The sequence below is a fragment of the Sulfitobacter sp. 1A13496 genome (assembly GCF_043557225.1).
In the GTDB taxonomy this organism is placed as follows: Bacteria; Pseudomonadota; Alphaproteobacteria; order Rhodobacterales; family Rhodobacteraceae; genus Sulfitobacter; species Sulfitobacter faviae.
In genome coordinates, this window is sequence record NZ_JBIFFP010000003.1 from 245,867 (window position 1) to 262,416 (window position 16,550).

Annotated in this window: 17 protein-coding genes; 8 read left to right on the forward strand and 9 right to left on the reverse strand. The window is 62.1% G+C overall.

Going from position 1 to position 16,550, the window contains the following annotated elements; all coding sequences use genetic code 11:
• Positions 1-3: 3 nt before the first annotated feature.
• The 9 genes from ACGYLX_RS09900 to ACGYLX_RS09940 all read right to left on the reverse strand — a co-directional run bounded on the left by ACGYLX_RS09900 (position 4) and on the right by ACGYLX_RS09940 (position 9,482).
• A complete protein-coding gene (locus ACGYLX_RS09900) occupies positions 4-2,964 on the reverse strand; it encodes a 2-oxoglutarate dehydrogenase E1 component (RefSeq protein WP_394449123.1) in 2,961 nt (986 codons plus the stop codon).
• A gap of 305 nt (positions 2,965-3,269) precedes the next feature.
• Entirely contained in the window at positions 3,270-4,157 is an 888-nt protein-coding gene (sucD, locus tag ACGYLX_RS09905; RefSeq protein ID WP_067261915.1) for a succinate--CoA ligase subunit alpha, read from the reverse strand.
• Between the two features lie 52 nt (positions 4,158-4,209).
• Entirely contained in the window at positions 4,210-4,896 is a 687-nt protein-coding gene (locus ACGYLX_RS09910) for a hypothetical protein (RefSeq protein ID WP_168613029.1), read from the reverse strand.
• 73 nt (positions 4,897-4,969) lie between these two features.
• Positions 4,970-5,263 carry a hypothetical protein gene (locus ACGYLX_RS09915; RefSeq protein ID WP_168613030.1) on the reverse strand — a complete coding sequence of 98 codons (294 nt, stop codon included), beginning with the start codon at positions 5,261-5,263 and terminating at the stop codon, positions 4,970-4,972.
• A 132-nt stretch (positions 5,264-5,395) separates the two neighbouring features.
• Positions 5,396-6,589 carry an ADP-forming succinate--CoA ligase subunit beta gene (gene sucC / locus ACGYLX_RS09920; RefSeq protein WP_168613028.1) on the reverse strand — a complete coding sequence of 398 codons (1,194 nt, stop codon included), beginning with the start codon at positions 6,587-6,589 and terminating at the stop codon, positions 5,396-5,398.
• Between the two features lie 223 nt (positions 6,590-6,812).
• Positions 6,813-7,844 carry a MaoC family dehydratase gene (locus tag ACGYLX_RS09925; RefSeq protein ID WP_168613027.1) on the reverse strand — a complete coding sequence of 344 codons (1,032 nt, stop codon included), beginning with the start codon at positions 7,842-7,844 and terminating at the stop codon, positions 6,813-6,815.
• Positions 7,844-8,047 (reverse strand): DUF1737 domain-containing protein, encoded by a 204-nt coding sequence (locus ACGYLX_RS09930; RefSeq protein ID WP_067261906.1) that lies wholly within the window; start codon positions 8,045-8,047, stop codon positions 7,844-7,846. The genes ACGYLX_RS09925 and ACGYLX_RS09930 overlap by 1 nt, the downstream gene beginning before the upstream one ends.
• A 14-nt stretch (positions 8,048-8,061) precedes the next feature.
• Positions 8,062-8,619, reverse strand: coding sequence for an NnrU family protein (locus ACGYLX_RS09935; RefSeq protein ID WP_168613026.1), 558 nt, complete (start codon positions 8,617-8,619; stop codon positions 8,062-8,064).
• A complete protein-coding gene (locus ACGYLX_RS09940; RefSeq protein WP_168613025.1) occupies positions 8,616-9,482 on the reverse strand; it encodes a CoA ester lyase in 867 nt (288 codons plus the stop codon). Before ACGYLX_RS09940 ends, ACGYLX_RS09935 begins: the two co-directional genes overlap by 4 nt.
• A 303-nt stretch (positions 9,483-9,785) precedes the next feature.
• On the opposite strand from ACGYLX_RS09940, the gene ACGYLX_RS09945 reads away from it, so the two are divergent.
• The 8 genes from ACGYLX_RS09945 (at position 9,786) to ACGYLX_RS09980 (ending at position 16,500) form a co-directional block, all read left to right on the forward strand.
• Complete coding sequence (locus ACGYLX_RS09945) at positions 9,786-10,112, forward strand: hypothetical protein (protein ID WP_067261901.1); 327 nt, start codon at positions 9,786-9,788, stop codon at positions 10,110-10,112.
• Positions 10,113-10,289: 177 nt separating this feature from the next.
• Positions 10,290-11,405, forward strand: coding sequence for a PRC-barrel domain-containing protein (locus ACGYLX_RS09950; RefSeq protein WP_168613024.1), 1,116 nt, complete (start codon positions 10,290-10,292; stop codon positions 11,403-11,405).
• 154 nt (positions 11,406-11,559) lie between these two features.
• Positions 11,560-12,522 (forward strand): malate dehydrogenase, encoded by a 963-nt coding sequence (gene mdh / locus ACGYLX_RS09955; protein WP_067261933.1) that lies wholly within the window; start codon positions 11,560-11,562, stop codon positions 12,520-12,522.
• A gap of 252 nt (positions 12,523-12,774) precedes the next feature.
• The gene (gene sdhC / locus ACGYLX_RS09960; RefSeq protein WP_067261898.1) at positions 12,775-13,158 is read left to right on the forward strand and encodes a succinate dehydrogenase, cytochrome b556 subunit; all 384 of its coding nucleotides are present in this window, start codon (positions 12,775-12,777) and stop codon (positions 13,156-13,158) included.
• Positions 13,159-13,169: 11 nt separating this feature from the next.
• Complete coding sequence (gene sdhD, locus ACGYLX_RS09965; protein ID WP_132446572.1) at positions 13,170-13,541, forward strand: succinate dehydrogenase, hydrophobic membrane anchor protein; 372 nt, start codon at positions 13,170-13,172, stop codon at positions 13,539-13,541.
• A 28-nt stretch (positions 13,542-13,569) separates the two neighbouring features.
• Positions 13,570-15,375 carry a succinate dehydrogenase flavoprotein subunit gene (gene sdhA, locus ACGYLX_RS09970; RefSeq protein WP_322329225.1) on the forward strand — a complete coding sequence of 602 codons (1,806 nt, stop codon included), beginning with the start codon at positions 13,570-13,572 and terminating at the stop codon, positions 15,373-15,375.
• Positions 15,375-15,710: a hypothetical protein gene (locus tag ACGYLX_RS09975; RefSeq protein WP_168613312.1), complete on the forward strand. Its 336-nt coding sequence runs from the start codon at positions 15,375-15,377 to the stop codon at positions 15,708-15,710. The genes sdhA and ACGYLX_RS09975 overlap by 1 nt, the downstream gene beginning before the upstream one ends.
• A 10-nt stretch (positions 15,711-15,720) precedes the next feature.
• Positions 15,721-16,500: a succinate dehydrogenase iron-sulfur subunit gene (locus ACGYLX_RS09980; RefSeq protein ID WP_067261891.1), complete on the forward strand. Its 780-nt coding sequence runs from the start codon at positions 15,721-15,723 to the stop codon at positions 16,498-16,500.
• The last annotated feature ends 50 nt before the right edge of the window (positions 16,501-16,550 follow it).

Consider the following 16,550-nt stretch of genomic DNA (forward strand, 5'->3'; position numbering starts at 1 on the left):
GGTTTACTTTCCTTTGATGGTCAGCGCCTCGTCAACGAGGGCGGCTTGTTGTGCTTTGTGCTGGCTGGCCAGACCCGTGGCGGGCGAGGCCGAGGTGGCGCGGCCCACATAGGAGGCGCGGCCATGTTTCGCGTCGATGCGGCCCAGAACCCATTCGATATTGGGCTCGATGAAGGACCATGCACCCTGGTTCTTGGGCTCTTCCTGACACCAGATCATCTCGGCTCCTTTGAAGCGTTCCAGCTCCTTCACGGCGGATTGCGCGGGGAAGGGGTAGAACTGCTCGAAGCGCAGGAGGTAGACGTCGTCGATGCCGCGGGCGTCGCGCTCTTCCAGCAGGTCGTAATAGACCTTGCCCGAACACATCACCACGCGCTTGATCTTGTCATCCGCGACCAGTTTGGTGTCGGAGTTGCCTTTTTCGGCGTCATCCCAAAGCACCCGGTGGAAGCTCGACCCGGTGGTGAATTCGTCGGCCTTGCTGATGGCCAGTTTGTGGCGCAGCAGCGATTTCGGTGTCATCAACATCAGCGGCTTGCGGTAGCTGCGGTGCAACTGACGGCGCAGGATGTGGAAGTAGTTGGCGGGCGTCGTGCAGTTGGCCACGATCCAGTTGTCGCCGCCGCACATGGTGAGGAAACGCTCCAGACGGGCGGAGGAGTGTTCGGGCCCCTGACCTTCGTAGCCATGCGGCATCAGGCAGACGAGGCCCGACATCCGCAGCCATTTGCTCTCCCCGCTTGAGATGAACTGGTCGAACATGATCTGCGCGCCGTTGGCGAAGTCGCCGAACTGCGCTTCCCAAAGCGTCAGCGCGTTGGGTTCGGCCAGAGAGTAGCCATATTCGAAACCCAGCACCGCATATTCGCTGAGCATGGAGTCGATGACCTCATAGTCGGCTTGGCCCTCGCGGATGTGGTTCAGCGGATAGTAGCGGTCTTCGTTCTCTTGGTTGATGAAGGCCGAGTGGCGTTGGCTGAAGGTGCCGCGGGTGCTGTCCTGACCCGACAGGCGGACCTTGTAGCCTTCGGTCAGGAGGGAGCCGAAAGCGAGCGCCTCTGCCGTGGCCCAGTCAAAGCCCTCACCGCTTTCGAACATCTTCTTCTTCGCGTCGAGCAGGCGACCGATGGTTTTATGCAGGGGGAAGCCCTCGGGCGCGGTGGTGATCGCCTTGCCGACGTCTTGCAGCGTCTCGGGGGCGATGGCGGTTTTGCCGCGTTGGTAGGACTTGTTCTTTTTGTCCATGCCGGACCACTTGCCGTCGAGCCAGTCTGCCTTGTTCGGGCGGTAGTCTTTCCCGGCCTCGAACTCATCATTCAGATGGTTCTGGAAGGCGGTTTTCATGTCTTCGATCTCACCCTCGGGGATCAGACCGTCGGCCACCAGACGCGAGGTATAGAGGCTCAGCGTGGTTTTCTGTTTCTTGACGCTCTTGTACATCACCGGGTTGGTGAACATCGGCTCATCGCCTTCGTTGTGACCAAAGCGGCGGTAGCAGAAGATGTCGATGACCACGTCTTTGTGGAACTTCTGGCGGAACTCGGTGGCGACGCGGGCGGCGTGGACCACGGCTTCGGGGTCATCGCCGTTGACGTGGAAGATCGGCGCCTCGACCACAAGCGCGTTGTCGGTCGGATAGGGCGAGGAGCGCGAGAAATGCGGCGCGGTGGTGAAGCCGATCTGGTTGTTCACCACGATATGCATGGTGCCGCCGGTTTTGTGGCCCTTGAGGCCCGAAAGCGCGAAACATTCGGCCACGACACCTTGACCCGCAAAAGCCGCGTCGCCGTGCAGCAGCACGGGCATGACGGCGGTGCGGTCCTCGTCGTTCAATTGGTCCTGCTTGGCGCGGACCTTCCCCAGCACCACGGGGTTCACCGCCTCTAGGTGGGAGGGGTTCGCGGTGAGCGACAGGTGCACGGAGTTGCCGTCAAACTCACGGTCGGACGAGGCGCCGAGGTGGTATTTCACATCGCCCGAGCCATCCACATCGTCAGGTTTGAAGCTGCCGCCTTGGAATTCGTTAAAGATCGCGCGGTAGGGTTTCTGCATGACATTGGCAAGGACCGAGAGGCGGCCACGGTGCGGCATGCCGATGACGATGTCCTTGACGCCCAACTGGCCGCCGCGCTTGATGATCTGCTCCATCGCCGGAACAAGGCTTTCGCCGCCATCAAGGCCGAAACGCTTGGTGCCCATGTATTTGACGTGCAGGAACTTCTCGAAACCTTCGGCTTCAACCAGCTTGCTCAGGATCGCCTTGCGGCCTTCCTTGGTAAAGGCGATTTCCTTGCCGTAGCCTTCGATCCGCTCTTTCAGCCAACCGGCCTGTTCGGGGTCGGAGATATGCATATATTGCAGCGCAAAGGTGCCGCAGTAGGTCGAGCGGACGATGCCGACGATCTGCTTCATGGTGGCCACTTCGAGGCCGAGCACATTGTCGATGAAGATCGGGCGGTCCATGTCGGCATCGGTGAAACCGTAGGACTTGGGGTCAAGCTCGGGCTGTTCGCCCATGTCGCGCATGCCCAGAGGGTCGAGCGTGGCGGCGAGGTGGCCGCGGATGCGGTAGGCGCGGATCAGCATGAGCGCGCGGATACTGTCGAGCACGGCGGCCCGGATTTGATCGTCGGAAACGGGAACGCCCTTTTCCTCGGCCTTTTTCTTGATCTTCTCGCCTGCGGCCTTCGCCTCGGTCGGTTCGGGCCAGACGCCGGTCAGCGCGCCCATCACCTCGCTCTGCGGGGCGGGGGGCCAATCGGGGCGCGCCCAAGAGGGGCCAGCGGCCTCGGCCTGCGCGGTTTCGGCGTCGTCGCCCATCGCCGCAAAGAACGTTTGCCATGCCTCGTCAACCGCGTTGGGGTCGTTGGCATAGCGGGCGTACATCGCCTCAAGATATTCCGCGTTGTCGCCTTCCATAAAGGAAGAGGCGTGGAATTGTTCGTTGGCGGGTTGGTCGGTCATTGGGTCACCTTTGTTCGGCGGGGCAGACGGGACAGGGTCAGAATCAGGGTCGGTCTATAGTCAGGCCCGGGGCGGGGGGCCATAGGTATCAGAGGCGGAGGTGCAGGGCCCTGCGGAGCCGCCGGATCGGGCGCTTGCCCGCGGGTCGGCGCCGGGCGAAAGCGGGCAGAGATTGACCGCGGTCTGAATGTGCATCTTGCCCTCCTTCGCTGTCGGCGGCGCCGGGTGGTTTTTATCAAGACCCCGAAAAACATAGTGCTTTGCGGAGTGGGTCAATGGGCGGGCCATGGCCCGCCGGGCAGGCATCAGCCCTTGTCGATCGCTTCTTTGACCGCTTCGCCCAATGTGGCGGGGCTGTCGGCCACGACGATCCCGGCTTCTTTCATCGCTTCGATCTTGCTCTCCGCGTCGCCCTTGCCACCGGCGACGATCGCGCCTGCGTGGCCCATGCGGCGTCCGGGAGGGGCGGTGCGGCCTGCGATGAAACCAGCTGTGGGCTTCCAACGGCCCTTCTTCTTCTCATCGGCGAGGAACTGTGCCGCTTCCTCTTCGGCGGAGCCGCCGATTTCGCCGATCATGATGATCGACTGTGTCTCGTCATCGGCAAGGAACATCTCCAACACGTCGATATGCTCGGTCCCTTTGATCGGGTCGCCGCCGATGCCCACGGCGGAGGACTGGCCGAGGCCCATGTCGGTGGTCTGCTTGACGGCCTCGTAGGTCAGCGTGCCCGAGCGCGACACAACGCCGACGGAACCGCGGCGGTGGATGTGGCCCGGCATGATGCCGATCTTGCAGGCGTCGGGCGTGATCACGCCGGGGCAGTTCGGGCCGATGAGGCGCGATTTGGAACCTTCGAGCGCGCGGGCGACGCGGGCCATGTCGAGCACCGGGATGCCTTCGGTGATGCAGACGATCAGTTCCATCTCGGCGTCGATCGCCTCAAGGATCGAGTCGGCGGCGAAGGGGGGCGGGACGTAGATCACGGAGGCATTGGCCTCGGTCGCGTGTTTGGCTTCGTGCACGGAGTTGAAGACCGGCAGGTCGAGATGCGTTTGACCGCCTTTGCCCGGGGTCACGCCGCCGACCATCTTGGTGCCATAGGCGATGGCCTGTTCGGTGTGGAACGTCCCCTGCGAGCCGGTTAGACCCTGACAGATGACTTTGGTGTTTTCGTTGACTAGTACGGCCATGATTTCTTCCTTGGTCGGTGATGTTTAATCCCGGGGGCAGGCCCCGGGGGCGTCAGACGCGGTGCGCCCGGTTGGTGGGATGGGCCGTGGCAGGCGCAGGGCCGGGCCACAGCAGGATGGCGGCGAGGAACATGACCGGGATGCCAAGCTCCCCGATCTCCTCGACGACGAAGGCGGTGCGTTCGGCATCGGCACTGACCTCGATCCCCAAGGGGGCGAGTTTGCGCGCGATGCCGTCGAGCAGTTTGTAAGCGACGGTGAAGCCGATCCCCAGCAGGACGGCCCCCGCCCAAGCGCGGCCCCGAAACAGGGCCGTGAGATAGGGCCGGGCATGACGCCGAAGCATCAGCAGGATCGCGGTGACGATCAGCGCAAGGATCAACCCGGCGATCAGCCTTTCGCCCAGCGGGACCCCCTCACCAGTATATTGCCGGGCTTTGAACAGGCCACGGGTGAACAGGCTTTTGTCGAGGTCCAACTCACGCGCCGCCATGACCGCGAGTACCAGCGGCAGAAACCAGACCCGCAACACCGCGCCGCGCAGGGTCCAGATCAATGCGAGAATGCAAAGGATGTAACCCACGACGGAGAGGCTTTCGTAAAAGCCACCTTCGGCCAACAGGGTGGTTTGGCTGGCGGCGGGCAGGCCGTTCACGACGACCATCTGCGCGGCAAAGGCCACGATCAGGGCGAGGATCAGCCACCAGCCGGTGCGGGAAGAGGCAAGCGCCTGTGTCATAGGCCCGCCTTTCGCGGGGCGCTGTCGCGCTTGGCCGCATGTTGGATAAGGGGGGCGAGCGACAGCGCAGGCATCAGTAAAGCTGCTCATCTTGATCGACCAGCAGGTCCAGCACCCGCAGGGTCAGCAGACCCGCGCCCATGACCATGAGGCTGCGGCCAATGGAGCCGGTGAGGTTCGACGGCAAGATCATCGCCAGCCCGTTGCGGGATTTCCGTGCCGCGCGGCTGAACCCGCGGTCGCGGCGGCGGTGGTTGGCGGCTTCGGGCAGACGCAGGGCGCCGGGTTGCCATTGCCGGATCAGAATGCCCGCCCCCAATAGCGCAATACCCGTCAAAACGGGGGAGGATTTGGGAGATTGATCCATACTGACCTCATTGCGTGATCGGGTGGGCGCGGCGCGGTGTCGTCGCATCTGCCCCCGCCGCCGCATGGCGGCGGGAACGGTGATATAGGCCATGCCCGCTGCGCGAAGCCCTGCGGGAACGGCCAAAAAGGCTTAGCCTTTGACCGCTTTCACGATCTTCTGCGCGCCATCTTTCAGGTCGTCGGCGGCGATGACGTCGAGACCGGAGTTGTTGATGATCGCCTTGCCTTCTTCGACGTTGGTGCCTTCGAGACGGACAACCAGCGGTACCTTCAGGCCCACTTCCTTGACCGCGGCGACAACGCCCTCGGCGATGACGTCACAGCGCATGATGCCGCCGAAGATGTTGACGAGGATGCCTTTGACGTTCTCATCGGAGGTGATGATCTTGAAAGCTTCGGTCACCTTCTCCTTGGTCGCACCGCCGCCTACGTCGAGGAAGTTGGCGGGCTCCGCACCGTAAAGCTTGATGATGTCCATCGTCGCCATGGCAAGGCCCGCGCCGTTCACCATGCAGCCGATCTCACCGTCGAGCGCGATGTAGTTCAGGTCATACTTAGAGGCTTCGAGTTCCTTGGCGTCTTCCTCGGTCTCGTCGCGCAGGTTTGCGATGTCGGACTGGCGGTACATGGCGTTGCCGTCGAAACCGACCTTGGCGTCAAGCACTTTCAGGTCGTTGCCGGGCATGACGATCAACGGGTTGATCTCCAGCATCTCCATGTCCTTCTCGATGAAGGCTTTGTAGAGCTGACCCATCAGCTTGACGCATTGTTTGACGGCAGCGCCTTCGAGGCCCAGCGAGAAGGCCACGCGGCGGCCATGGTAGGGCTGGTAGCCGGTCGCCGGATCGACGGAGAAGCTGAGGATTTTTTCAGGTGTCGCTTCGGCGACTTCTTCGATGTCCATGCCGCCTTCGGTGGAGCAGACAAAGGAGATGCGGCTGGTCTGGCGGTCGACCAGCAGGGCGAGATACAATTCACGCTCGATGTCGGAACCGTCTTCGATGTAGATGCGGTTGACCTGTTTGCCTGCGGGGCCGGTCTGGTGCGTGACCAGCGTCTTGCCCAGCATCTTCTTGGCTTCCTCGGCCGCTTCTTCCACGGATTTGGCAAGGCGCACGCCGCCCTTTTCGCCGGCAGCGGCTTCTTTAAAGCTGCCCTTGCCGCGACCGCCTGCGTGAATCTGCGCTTTGACAACCCAGAGAGGCCCGTCCATTTCGCCGGCTGCGTTCTTGGCGTCTTCTGCCTTCAGCACAACGCGGCCGTCGGAGACAGGGGCGCCATAGCTGCGCAGGAGGGCTTTTGCCTGATATTCGTGGATGTTCATGAAAACGGTCCCGTTTCTGTTCCAGTTGCCCCGTAGTATGGGGATGACTTTCGTTCCTGTAAGGGTTTTTTCGGAGAAAGCCGGGTTTGGCCAGCTAAAAATGGCTTTTGTGATCACACGATAAATACGTGTGATCACATTTCCGCTCAGCGGCTCCGAATCGGCTGATTCTTGCTTGAATAAGGGGGGATAGGCCGCCCCACCGAAGGGGCGGACCGGCTGTTTAGCGCGGCATGAGCGCCCAATAATCGAGGTCAAGCAAAACCTCGGGGCGGTATTTCCCGGCCTCGTCGCGCAGCTCGAAGGGGGCGCCGCCCTTGGTCGCCACAAGGCGCAGACGCAGCGCACCGACACCGGGGGCCGACGTCTCGGCCTTGTCGAGCACTTCGGTCCAGGCCCGGACGGTATCGCCCGCAAGGCAGGGGTTGGCATGGGCGCCGCCGTTCAGCCCCACGACCATCTGCGCATTGGCCAGCCCGTTGAAGGACAGCGCGCGGGCCATGGAGATCACATGGCCGCCATAGATCAGCCGCGAGCCATCCGGGCGGGCGGAGGTGTCGAAATGCACCTTGGCCGTGTTCTGCCACAGGCGCGTGGCCATCATGTGCTCGGCTTCCTCGATCGTGACGCCGTCGACATGGTCGATCTTTTCGCCGACCTCGTAATCGCCCCAGCGGTGCGGCTCCCCGGCGCGGGCGAAGTCATAATTGGTAAAGTCGAGGCCCTGCGGGATGTGCAATTGATCCACGGTAAGCGCATCGGGCAGATCCGGCAGGGTGGTCTCGGGCGCGGGGGCGTCGAGGTCGCCTTTGCGCACCATGACCCAGCGGACATAGTCGAGCACCGTTTCGTCATTCTGGTTCAACCCGGTGGTGCGGACCCAGACGACGCCGGTCTTGCCGTTGGAGTTTTGCTTGAGGCCGATGACCTCGCTTTCGGCGCGCAGCGTGTCACCGGGCCAGACGGGGCGCAGCCAGCGGCCTTGCGCATAGCCCAGATTGGCCACGGCATTGAGCGAGACATCGGGCACGGTTTTACCAAAGACGATGTGAAAGGCGATCATATCGTCGAGCGGGCTGGCCTTCAGCCCGCAGGACTGGGCGAAACTGTCGGCGGAATAGAGCGCGTGCCGGGCGGGGTAGAGCGCGTGATAAAGCGCACGTTCGCCCGCGCCGACCGTGCGGGGCACCGCGTGATGCAGCACCTCGCCCAGCTTGTAGTCTTCGAAAAAGCGGCCCCGGTTGGTCTTGCTCATCACTGTTCGCCCAATTTGGTGTCGGGCGAATAGGTGCCGGGGGCGTCTTTCACCACGGCTTGGCCGCAGCGCATGACCCCGGCCTTGTGGTCCCATGTTTGGGTGGGGGAGCCGTAAAGCTCCCAACCTTTGTTCAGCGCGTCGGTGACCTTGTGGCAAAAGGCGGATGTGTCTTCTTCGGAGAGGAAGCGGTAAACTTTCATGAAAGGCTCCGGGATCAATGGGGGAAGGGGATGACGCCGAGCCATGTGTGAATGCCGGCGACGAGAACGAAGAGGATCGTGGAGATCACGATGAGGCGGATATAGGTGGCGCGGCCTGCGTGGGGCGGGGGTGTCCAGCCCGGCTCGGCGCGGTTGATCAGGATCACCTCGCTCACCGCCCAGCCGAGCATGGTGCCAAAGAGCAGGATGGAGGCGAGATCGCCGTTGACCAGAAGGTGTGCCGTGGCCCAAATCTTCACCGCCAGCAGTTGCGGGTGGCGGGCTTTATAGGCGGGCCATGCCTTGGCGCCCTTGGCGGCGCTGGAGCCGAAGACCCAGAAGGCCAGCACCATCAACAGGTTGTTGATGTGGATAATGAAGCTGGGCGGGGTCCAGACCGGAATGAACTCCGCCGCGCGGTAGCCCCAGATGATGAGGGCCAGCGCCAGGACCAATGCGGCGGCCACCGCGCCCCGGCCTGCGGTGCCCATCTGCGCCCGTTGGGCAGGCATCAGGCGTTTAAAGAGATGGGCCCCGATCCAAAGGATCAGGCCGAGGATGAGGATTGTCATGGCGAAGGCTCCGGGCTCATGGCTGCAATTGCCGCCAGTTTTGCCAGTGTTTCGCGGGCGGTGGCAACATGAAGATTTTCCACGATTTTACCGTCGACGACCGCCACGCCCTGACCTGCGGCCTGTGCCTCTTCATAGGCGTCGATCTGGCGGCGGGCGAGGGCGGCTTCTTCCTCTGACGGGGTGAAGGCGGCATTGGCGATGTCGAGCTGTGCGGGGTGGATCAGCGTCTTGCCGTCGAAACCCATGTCGCGGCCCTGTTCGCATTCGGCGCGCAGGCCGTCTTCGTCTTTGAACGCGTTATACACCCCGTCGATGATCGCCACGCCATGCGCTTTGGCGGCCAGCAGGCAAAGCCCGAGGCCGGTCATCAGCGGCAGCCGGTCGGGGCGGAAGCGGGTTTGCAGGTCTTTCGCCAGATCGTTGGTGCCCATGACCATCGCCTGCAACTGGCGGTGGCCGGCGATGGCGGCGGCATTCAGCATGGCGCCGGGGGTTTCCATCATCGCCCAAAGGGGGATGTCGCCCACGATCTCGGCCAGCGCTTCGAGATCGGCGGGGGATCCGACCTTGGGCAAGAGAATCGCATCGGGGTTCATCGCGGCGGCGGCGCGGGCGTCATCGGCGCCCCATTCGGTATCGAGCCCGTTGATCCGTACCACCCGCATCCGAGCGCCGTAGCCGCCTTCGGCCAGTGCCTCGGCCAATGTTTCACGTGCAGCGATTTTCTCATCGGGGGAGACGGCATCTTCGAGGTCGAAGATCACCGCGTCGCAGACCAATCCGCGGGCTTTGTCCAAGGCACGGGGCTTGGAGCCGGGAATGTAGAGAACGGAACGCAGGGGGCGGGTTGTGGCGGTCATGAAAGGCTCCTCAGGCAGGGCGGCGCGCTGGCCGCCTAACATTGTTGCGCACAGAGGGGCATTTTTGTGCGAAAACTTCAAGACAAAACATGCCGCGACGCAGCGAAGCTGTTGCGGTGATTTCCGCGCGGCGGATTAACCAGTCTTTCAGCCTTGGGGCGCACTCTCTGTTGCGTCGCATCTGAGGCAGTTTCCAGCGCAGCGGATGCAGTTATTTCAACCAAGGCTGCTTTGGGGCCGGTGCGAAAGACGGCGCATTGCCATCCCCCAAGGATCACGCCTTTCGATGCGAAGGCAGATGCTATGACAGGTTTCGTTAAATTTCTTCACCTCGCGGCGCTCACCGCCGCTTCGGCGATTGTGCTTGCCACCACGACCGAGGCGCAGACGCCGCGCAATTGCGCGCCGCGCGATCATGTGGTGCTGCGGCTGGCCGATGGCTATGGCGAGACGCGCCAGTCCATGGGGCTGGGCGGCGATAATGCAGTGGTTGAGGTTTTCGCCTCTGACCAGACGGGCAGTTGGACGATCACGGTCACCGGGGTCAACGGCATCACCTGTCTTGTCGCCTCGGGCCAAGGGTTCGAGGCGCTGGCGGAGGAGTTGCCCGCCAAGGGCGAAGACGCCTGAGGGCGGAATTTATTGGGAAAGCGCAGGCGGCCTGGGGCCGCCTATTCCGTGTTTGGGGCTTGCCGCTGCTTGGGCGAAGTTCCGCCATTTATTTGTGCCGCCGTGGAACTGGAAAGGGCCATCCGGGTTGTGGTTCCAGAAGAGCAAGCAACGCTCATTTTTGGAAGGAGACCTACAATGAAACGTTTTCTGAGCACCACGGCCATCGTATTGACTATGACCGGCGCAGCCTTTGCTGATGCGCATTCCGAAGGCTTTGGCAACGTTGCCGTAGAGCAGACAGATTTCCTTGCATCCGACCTGATCGGCATGCGCATCTACAACTCCGAAGCCGAAGTTGACGCGGCCACCCCCGTTGCCGATGGCGCCGAGCAGGAGTGGGATGACATTGGCGAGATTAACGACATCATCGTGTCGCAGGACGGCGAAGTGACTGCCGTGATCCTCGGCATCGGCGGCTTCCTTGGCATGGGCGAACGTGACGTTTCCATCTCCATGGACAAGATTCGCATCCTGAACGACGAAGGCGGCGAGCGCTTCCTCGTTGTGAACACCTCGAAAGAGATGCTGGAGCAGGCGCCTGAGTTCGAACGTCCCATGATGGATGGCGAGCAGATGGAAGGCGACGCCATGAACGAGACTGACGCGAACGTCACCGTCATCAATGGCGAGACCGAAGCCGAAGAGATGGCGAACGATGTCGAAGCCGAGACCGAGGAAATGGCCAATGACGTAGAGGCCGAGACCGAGGAACTGGCGCAAGACACCGAGAACGCGGCCGAAAACCTTGAAGCCGAGACCGAAGAGATGGCCAATGACGTAGAGGCCGAATCCGAGGAAATGGCGCAAGAAGCCGAAACCATGATGGAGAACGCCGAAGCCGAGACAGAAGAAGCTGTCAACGAAGCCGAAGCCAACACCACCGTGATCACAGGTGACGAAACCGTTGAGCGTGAACTGCTGCCGCGCCCCGAAGTTGAGCGTGAAGGCTATGCCAACGCCGAAGCCGAGATGATCGAGCAGATGAGCGCCGAAGACCTCGAAGGCTCCTATGTCTATGGCGCCAACGATGAGACAGTCGGTGAAATCGACTCGCTGCTGATCGGCGACAACGGCCAGATTGACCGTGTTGTTATCAACGTGGGCGGTTTCCTTGGTCTGGGCGAAAAGCCGGTGGCCGTGACATTTGACGAACTTCAGGTTCTGCAAAACGTGGAAGGCGACGACGTGCGCATCTACATCGACAGCACCGAAGAGCGTCTGGAATCGCAGCCCGAGTACCAAGGCGACTAATTCTTCGCCTTAAAGTTCAGCAATTGGCCGCCCTTCGGGGCGGCCTTTTTCGTGGTGACGGCAGGGGTTAGCCGCCCGCCAATGCTGCAACTTGCACGGGACCGTGCATTTCGGTATCTCCGGCGCAAATGAAACCTCTGTCGGAGACATGACCATGGCCAGACCCAAAATCGCGCTTATCGGCGCGGGGCAAATCGGCGGCACTCTCGCCCATCTCGCAGCGTTGAAAGAATTGGGCGATGTCGTCCTGTTCGACATTGCCGAGGGCACCCCTGAGGGCAAAGCTCTCGATATCGCGTCGTCGGGCCCCTCGGGCAAGTTCGACGCCACCATGTCGGGCACGCAAGACTACGCCGACATCGCGGGCGCGGACGTCTGCATTGTCACAGCCGGTGTCGCTCGCAAGCCGGGCATGAGCCGCGACGACCTGCTGGGCATCAACCTCAAGGTTATGAAATCCGTGGGCGAGGGCATTGCCAAGCACGCCCCCGACGCCTTCGTGATCTGCATCACCAACCCGCTCGACGCGATGGTCTGGGCGCTGCGCGAATTCTCGGGCCTGCCGCACAACAAGGTTTGCGGAATGGCTGGCGTGCTCGATAGCGCGCGTTTCCGTCACTTCCTCGCGACCGAGTTCAACGTGTCGATGAAAGACGTCACTGCCTTCGTTCTGGGCGGCCACGGCGATACAATGGTGCCGCTGGTGCGCTACTCCACCGTTGCAGGCATCCCGCTGCCCGATCTGGTCAAGATGGGCTGGACCACGCAAGACAAGCTCGACGCGATCGTGCAGCGCACCCGTGATGGCGGTGCCGAGATCGTTGGCCTGCTGAAGACCGGTTCGGCCTTCTACGCGCCTGCCACTTCCGCCATTGAGATGGCCGAAGCTTATCTGAAGGACCAAAAGCGCGTGCTGCCCGCAGCGGCGCATGTCGATGGTGCCTATGGCCTCAACGGCTTTTACGTCGGCGTGCCCACCGTGATCGGTGCTGGCGGTGTCGAGCGCGTCGTCGAGATTTCGATGAACAAAGACGAGCAGGCGATGTTCGACAACTCCGTCAACGCGGTCAAAGGTCTGGTCGAAGCCTGCAAAGGCATCGACGAAAGCCTCGCCTAAGCTTCACGGCATATGCGTTCGAAAGCGCGTCCCAATCGGGGCGCGCTTTTTCGTTCGGGGGTGGGGCAGTTTTGTGATCACACGATAATCTGCTGTGATCACAAAAGCGGGCAGGACCACATCACTCTGTCATTTTTACACCGAAACACCGGCCAAACCCCGCAGATTCCCCGCAGTTCCCCGTGACAGTCCTGTAAAAACCGCTATCAAGATGCAAAGCACAGGACAAAGCACAGGACAAAGGACCGCGCCATGGCCGATGTGAACCGGGGTAACCGCCCGCTTTCCCCGCATTTGACGATCTACCGCCCTCAATTGACCTCCATGACGTCGATTCTCACCCGGATCACCGGCAACGCGATGCTGATCACCGCGCTGCTTATCGTGTGGTGGTTCCTCGCCGCGGCCACGTCTCTTGAGTATTTCGACACCGTGAACGGAATTATGACCAGCTGGTTCGGTGATCTGGTCTTTACCCTGTCGCTCTTGGGCCTGTGGTATCACACGCTGGCCGGTGTGCGGCACCTGATCTGGGATACGGGCCGCATGCTCGATATCCCCACCGCGGAAAAGCTGGGCTGGACCGTGCTGATTGGATCGGTCGTGCTGACCATCCTGACCATCATCATCGTTTGAGGAGCGACACCATGGCATACATGACAGATCGCAAACGCGCCCGCGGCCTTGGCTCGGCGAAAACCGGCACCGCGCATTTCTGGGCGATGAAAGTCTCTTCGCTGGCGCTGTTGGTCCTGATCCCGCTGTTCGTCTTTACCTTCGGCAGTGCGCTCGGCGGCACATATGAAGAAATCCTTGCCTATTACGCGCGTCCTTTCCCGGCCATCGTGGCGGCGCTGACGCTGATCGTGGGCTTTAAACATTTCAATGACGGCGTGCAGGTGCTGATCGAGGACTATGTCCATGGGCTGGCCAACAAAGTCGCCCTCATCGTGATGACCATCATCAGCTACGGCGCAGCAGCGGTCGGCGTTTTCGCCATCGCCAAGCTCGCCCTGTAACAATACGCCCAAACGGGAGACCGATTAAATGGCAGCATATGAATACGAAACCCACGAATATGACGTTGTCGTGGTGGGGGCAGGCGGTGCTGGTCTGCGCGCGACTTTGGGCATGGCGGAGCAGGGGCTGCGCACGGCCTGTATCTCTAAGGTATTCCCCACCCGCAGCCACACCGTGGCGGCGCAGGGTGGCATCGCCGCGTCCTTGAGCAACATGGGCCCCGACAATTGGCAGTGGCATATGTATGACACGGTCAAGGGCTCGGACTGGCTGGGCGATACCGATGCGATGGAATACCTCGCCCGCGAAGCGCCCAAGGCGGTTTACGAGCTTGAGCATTACGGCGTGCCCTTCTCGCGCACCGAAGAGGGAAAAATCTATCAGCGTCCCTTCGGCGGCCACACCACGGAATTCGGCGAAGGCCCGCCTGTGCAGCGCACCTGTGCCGCCGCTGACCGGACCGGCCACGCGATCCTGCACACGCTTTACGGCCAGTCGCTGAAGCAAAGCGCGGAATTCTTTATCGAATATTTCGCCATCGACCTGATCATGTCGGACGACGGTGTCTGCCAAGGTGTGCTCTGCTGGAAACTCGACGACGGCACCATGCATCTGTTCAGCGCCAAGATGGTCGTGCTGGCGACAGGCGGCTATGGCCGCGCGTACTTCTCTGCCACCTCCGCACATACCTGCACCGGCGACGGCGGCGGCATGGCGGCCCGTGCGGGTCTGCCGCTGCAAGACATGGAGTTCGTCCAGTTCCACCCCACCGGCATCTACGGCGCGGGCTGCCTGATCACCGAAGGCGCGCGCGGCGAGGGGGGCTACCTCACCAACTCCGAGGGCGAGCGCTTCATGGAGCGCTATGCGCCGACCTATAAGGATCTGGCCAGCCGCGACGTGGTTTCGCGCTGCATGACGATGGAAATTCGTGAAGGCCGCGGCGTGGGTGAGAATAAGGATCACATCCACCTGCACCTCAACCACCTGCCGCCGGAAACGCTGGACCTGCGCCTGCCGGGCATCTCGGAATCCGCACGCATCTTTGCCGGTGTGGACCTCACGAAAGAGCCGATCCCGGTGCTGCCCACCGTGCACTACAACATGGGCGGCATCCCCACCAACTACTGGGGCGAGGTGCTGAACCCGACCGCCGACAACCCCGATGCCATCGCACCCGGCCTGATGGCCGTGGGTGAGGCGGGCTGTGCTTCGGTGCATGGTGCGAACCGTCTGGGCTCCAACTCGCTCATCGACCTCGTGGTCTTTGGCCGCGCCGCCGCAATCCGCGCGGCCAAGATCGTCGATGCCGACAGCCCGGTGCCCGCGCCGAACCTCAAATCGGTCGAGAAGGCTTTCGATCGCTTCGACGGTCTGCGCAATGCCAAGGGCGGCACGCCGACAGCCGAACTGCGCCTTGAGATGCAAAAGACCATGCAGGCCGATGCCGCCGTCTTCCGCACCGACAAGACGCTGGAGGAAGGCCGCAAGAAGATGATCGACGTGGCCGACAAGCTGAACGATCTGCATGTCACCGACCGCAGCCTCGTGTGGAACTCGGACCTGATGGAGACGCTGGAGCTGACCAACCTGATGCCCAACGCCACCGCCACGATCACCGCCGCCGCCGCGCGGAAAGAGAGCCGCGGCGCGCATGCGCATGAGGATTACCCGGACCGGAACGACGACGAATGGCGCAAACATTCGCTGGCCTGGTTCGACGGCAACGATGCCAAGCTGACCTACCGCGCCGTGCACCTTGATCCGCTGACAAAAGAGGATGAAGGCGGCATCGACATGAAAAAGATCGCCCCCAAGGCACGGGTGTATTGATGGTCCGCACAGCACTCATCGCGGCCACGATGCTCGGCCTTTCGGCCTGTGTCGAGGTTCAGCAGGCGGTGGATGACACCGCCCGCCAGACCTCCAAAGGCGTGGTGACCGAGGTTCTGGCCACCCGTTTTCCGCAGGTGCCGAAAGAGCTGATCACCCCCTTCACCGATTGCATCATCGACAATGCCGACGCGCTGGAGCTGCGCGAATTGGCCCGCGCCACCGTGGTTGGCGTGGATGACACAACAACGGGCACCGTGCGCACCATCCTGTCGCGCCCCGAGACCCGTACCTGCCTGCTGGCCGCCGCGCCCGCAGCCGGTCTGACGCTTTAGGAGACGCATAATGGTTCAACTGACGCTTCCGAAAAACTCCCGCATGACCAGCGGGAAGACATGGCCCAAGCCCGAAGGGGCAACCAACCTGCGCGAGTTCCATATCTACCGCTGGAACCCGGACGACGGGAAGAACCCGGCGCTCGACACCTATTTCGTCGATATGGACGATTGCGGGCCGATGATTCTCGACGCGTTGATCAAGATCAAGAACGAGATCGACCCGACACTGACCTTCCGCCGCTCCTGCCGCGAGGGCATCTGCGGCTCCTGCGCGATGAACATCGACGGGATCAACACGCTGGCCTGCACCTACGGCATGGAAGAGATCAACGGCGTGGTAAAGATCTACCCGCTGCCGCATATGCCGGTGGTCAAGGATCTGATCCCCGATCTGACCCACTTCTACGCCCAGCACGCCAGCATCCAGCCTTGGCTTGAGACCGACACGCCCGAGCCGCGCAAGGAGTGGAAACAGTCGATCGATGACCGTGCCAAGCTCGACGGTCTTTATGAGTGCATCATGTGCGCCTGCTGCTCGACCTCCTGCCCCAGCTACTGGTGGAACGGCGACCGCTACCTCGGGCCAGCAGCGCTGCTGCATGCCTACCGCTGGATCATCGACAGCCGGGACGAGGCGACGGGCGAGCGTCTTGATGACCTTGAGGATCCGTTCAAGCTCTACCGCTGCCACACGATCATGAACTGCGCCAAGACCTGCCCCAAGGGGCTGAACCCGGCAGCGGCGATTGCCAACATCAAGAAACTGATGGTCGAGCGGACCGTCTGATCCACCCAATCCGACAGGAAGGCCCGGCCAAGCGCCGGGCCTTTGGTTTT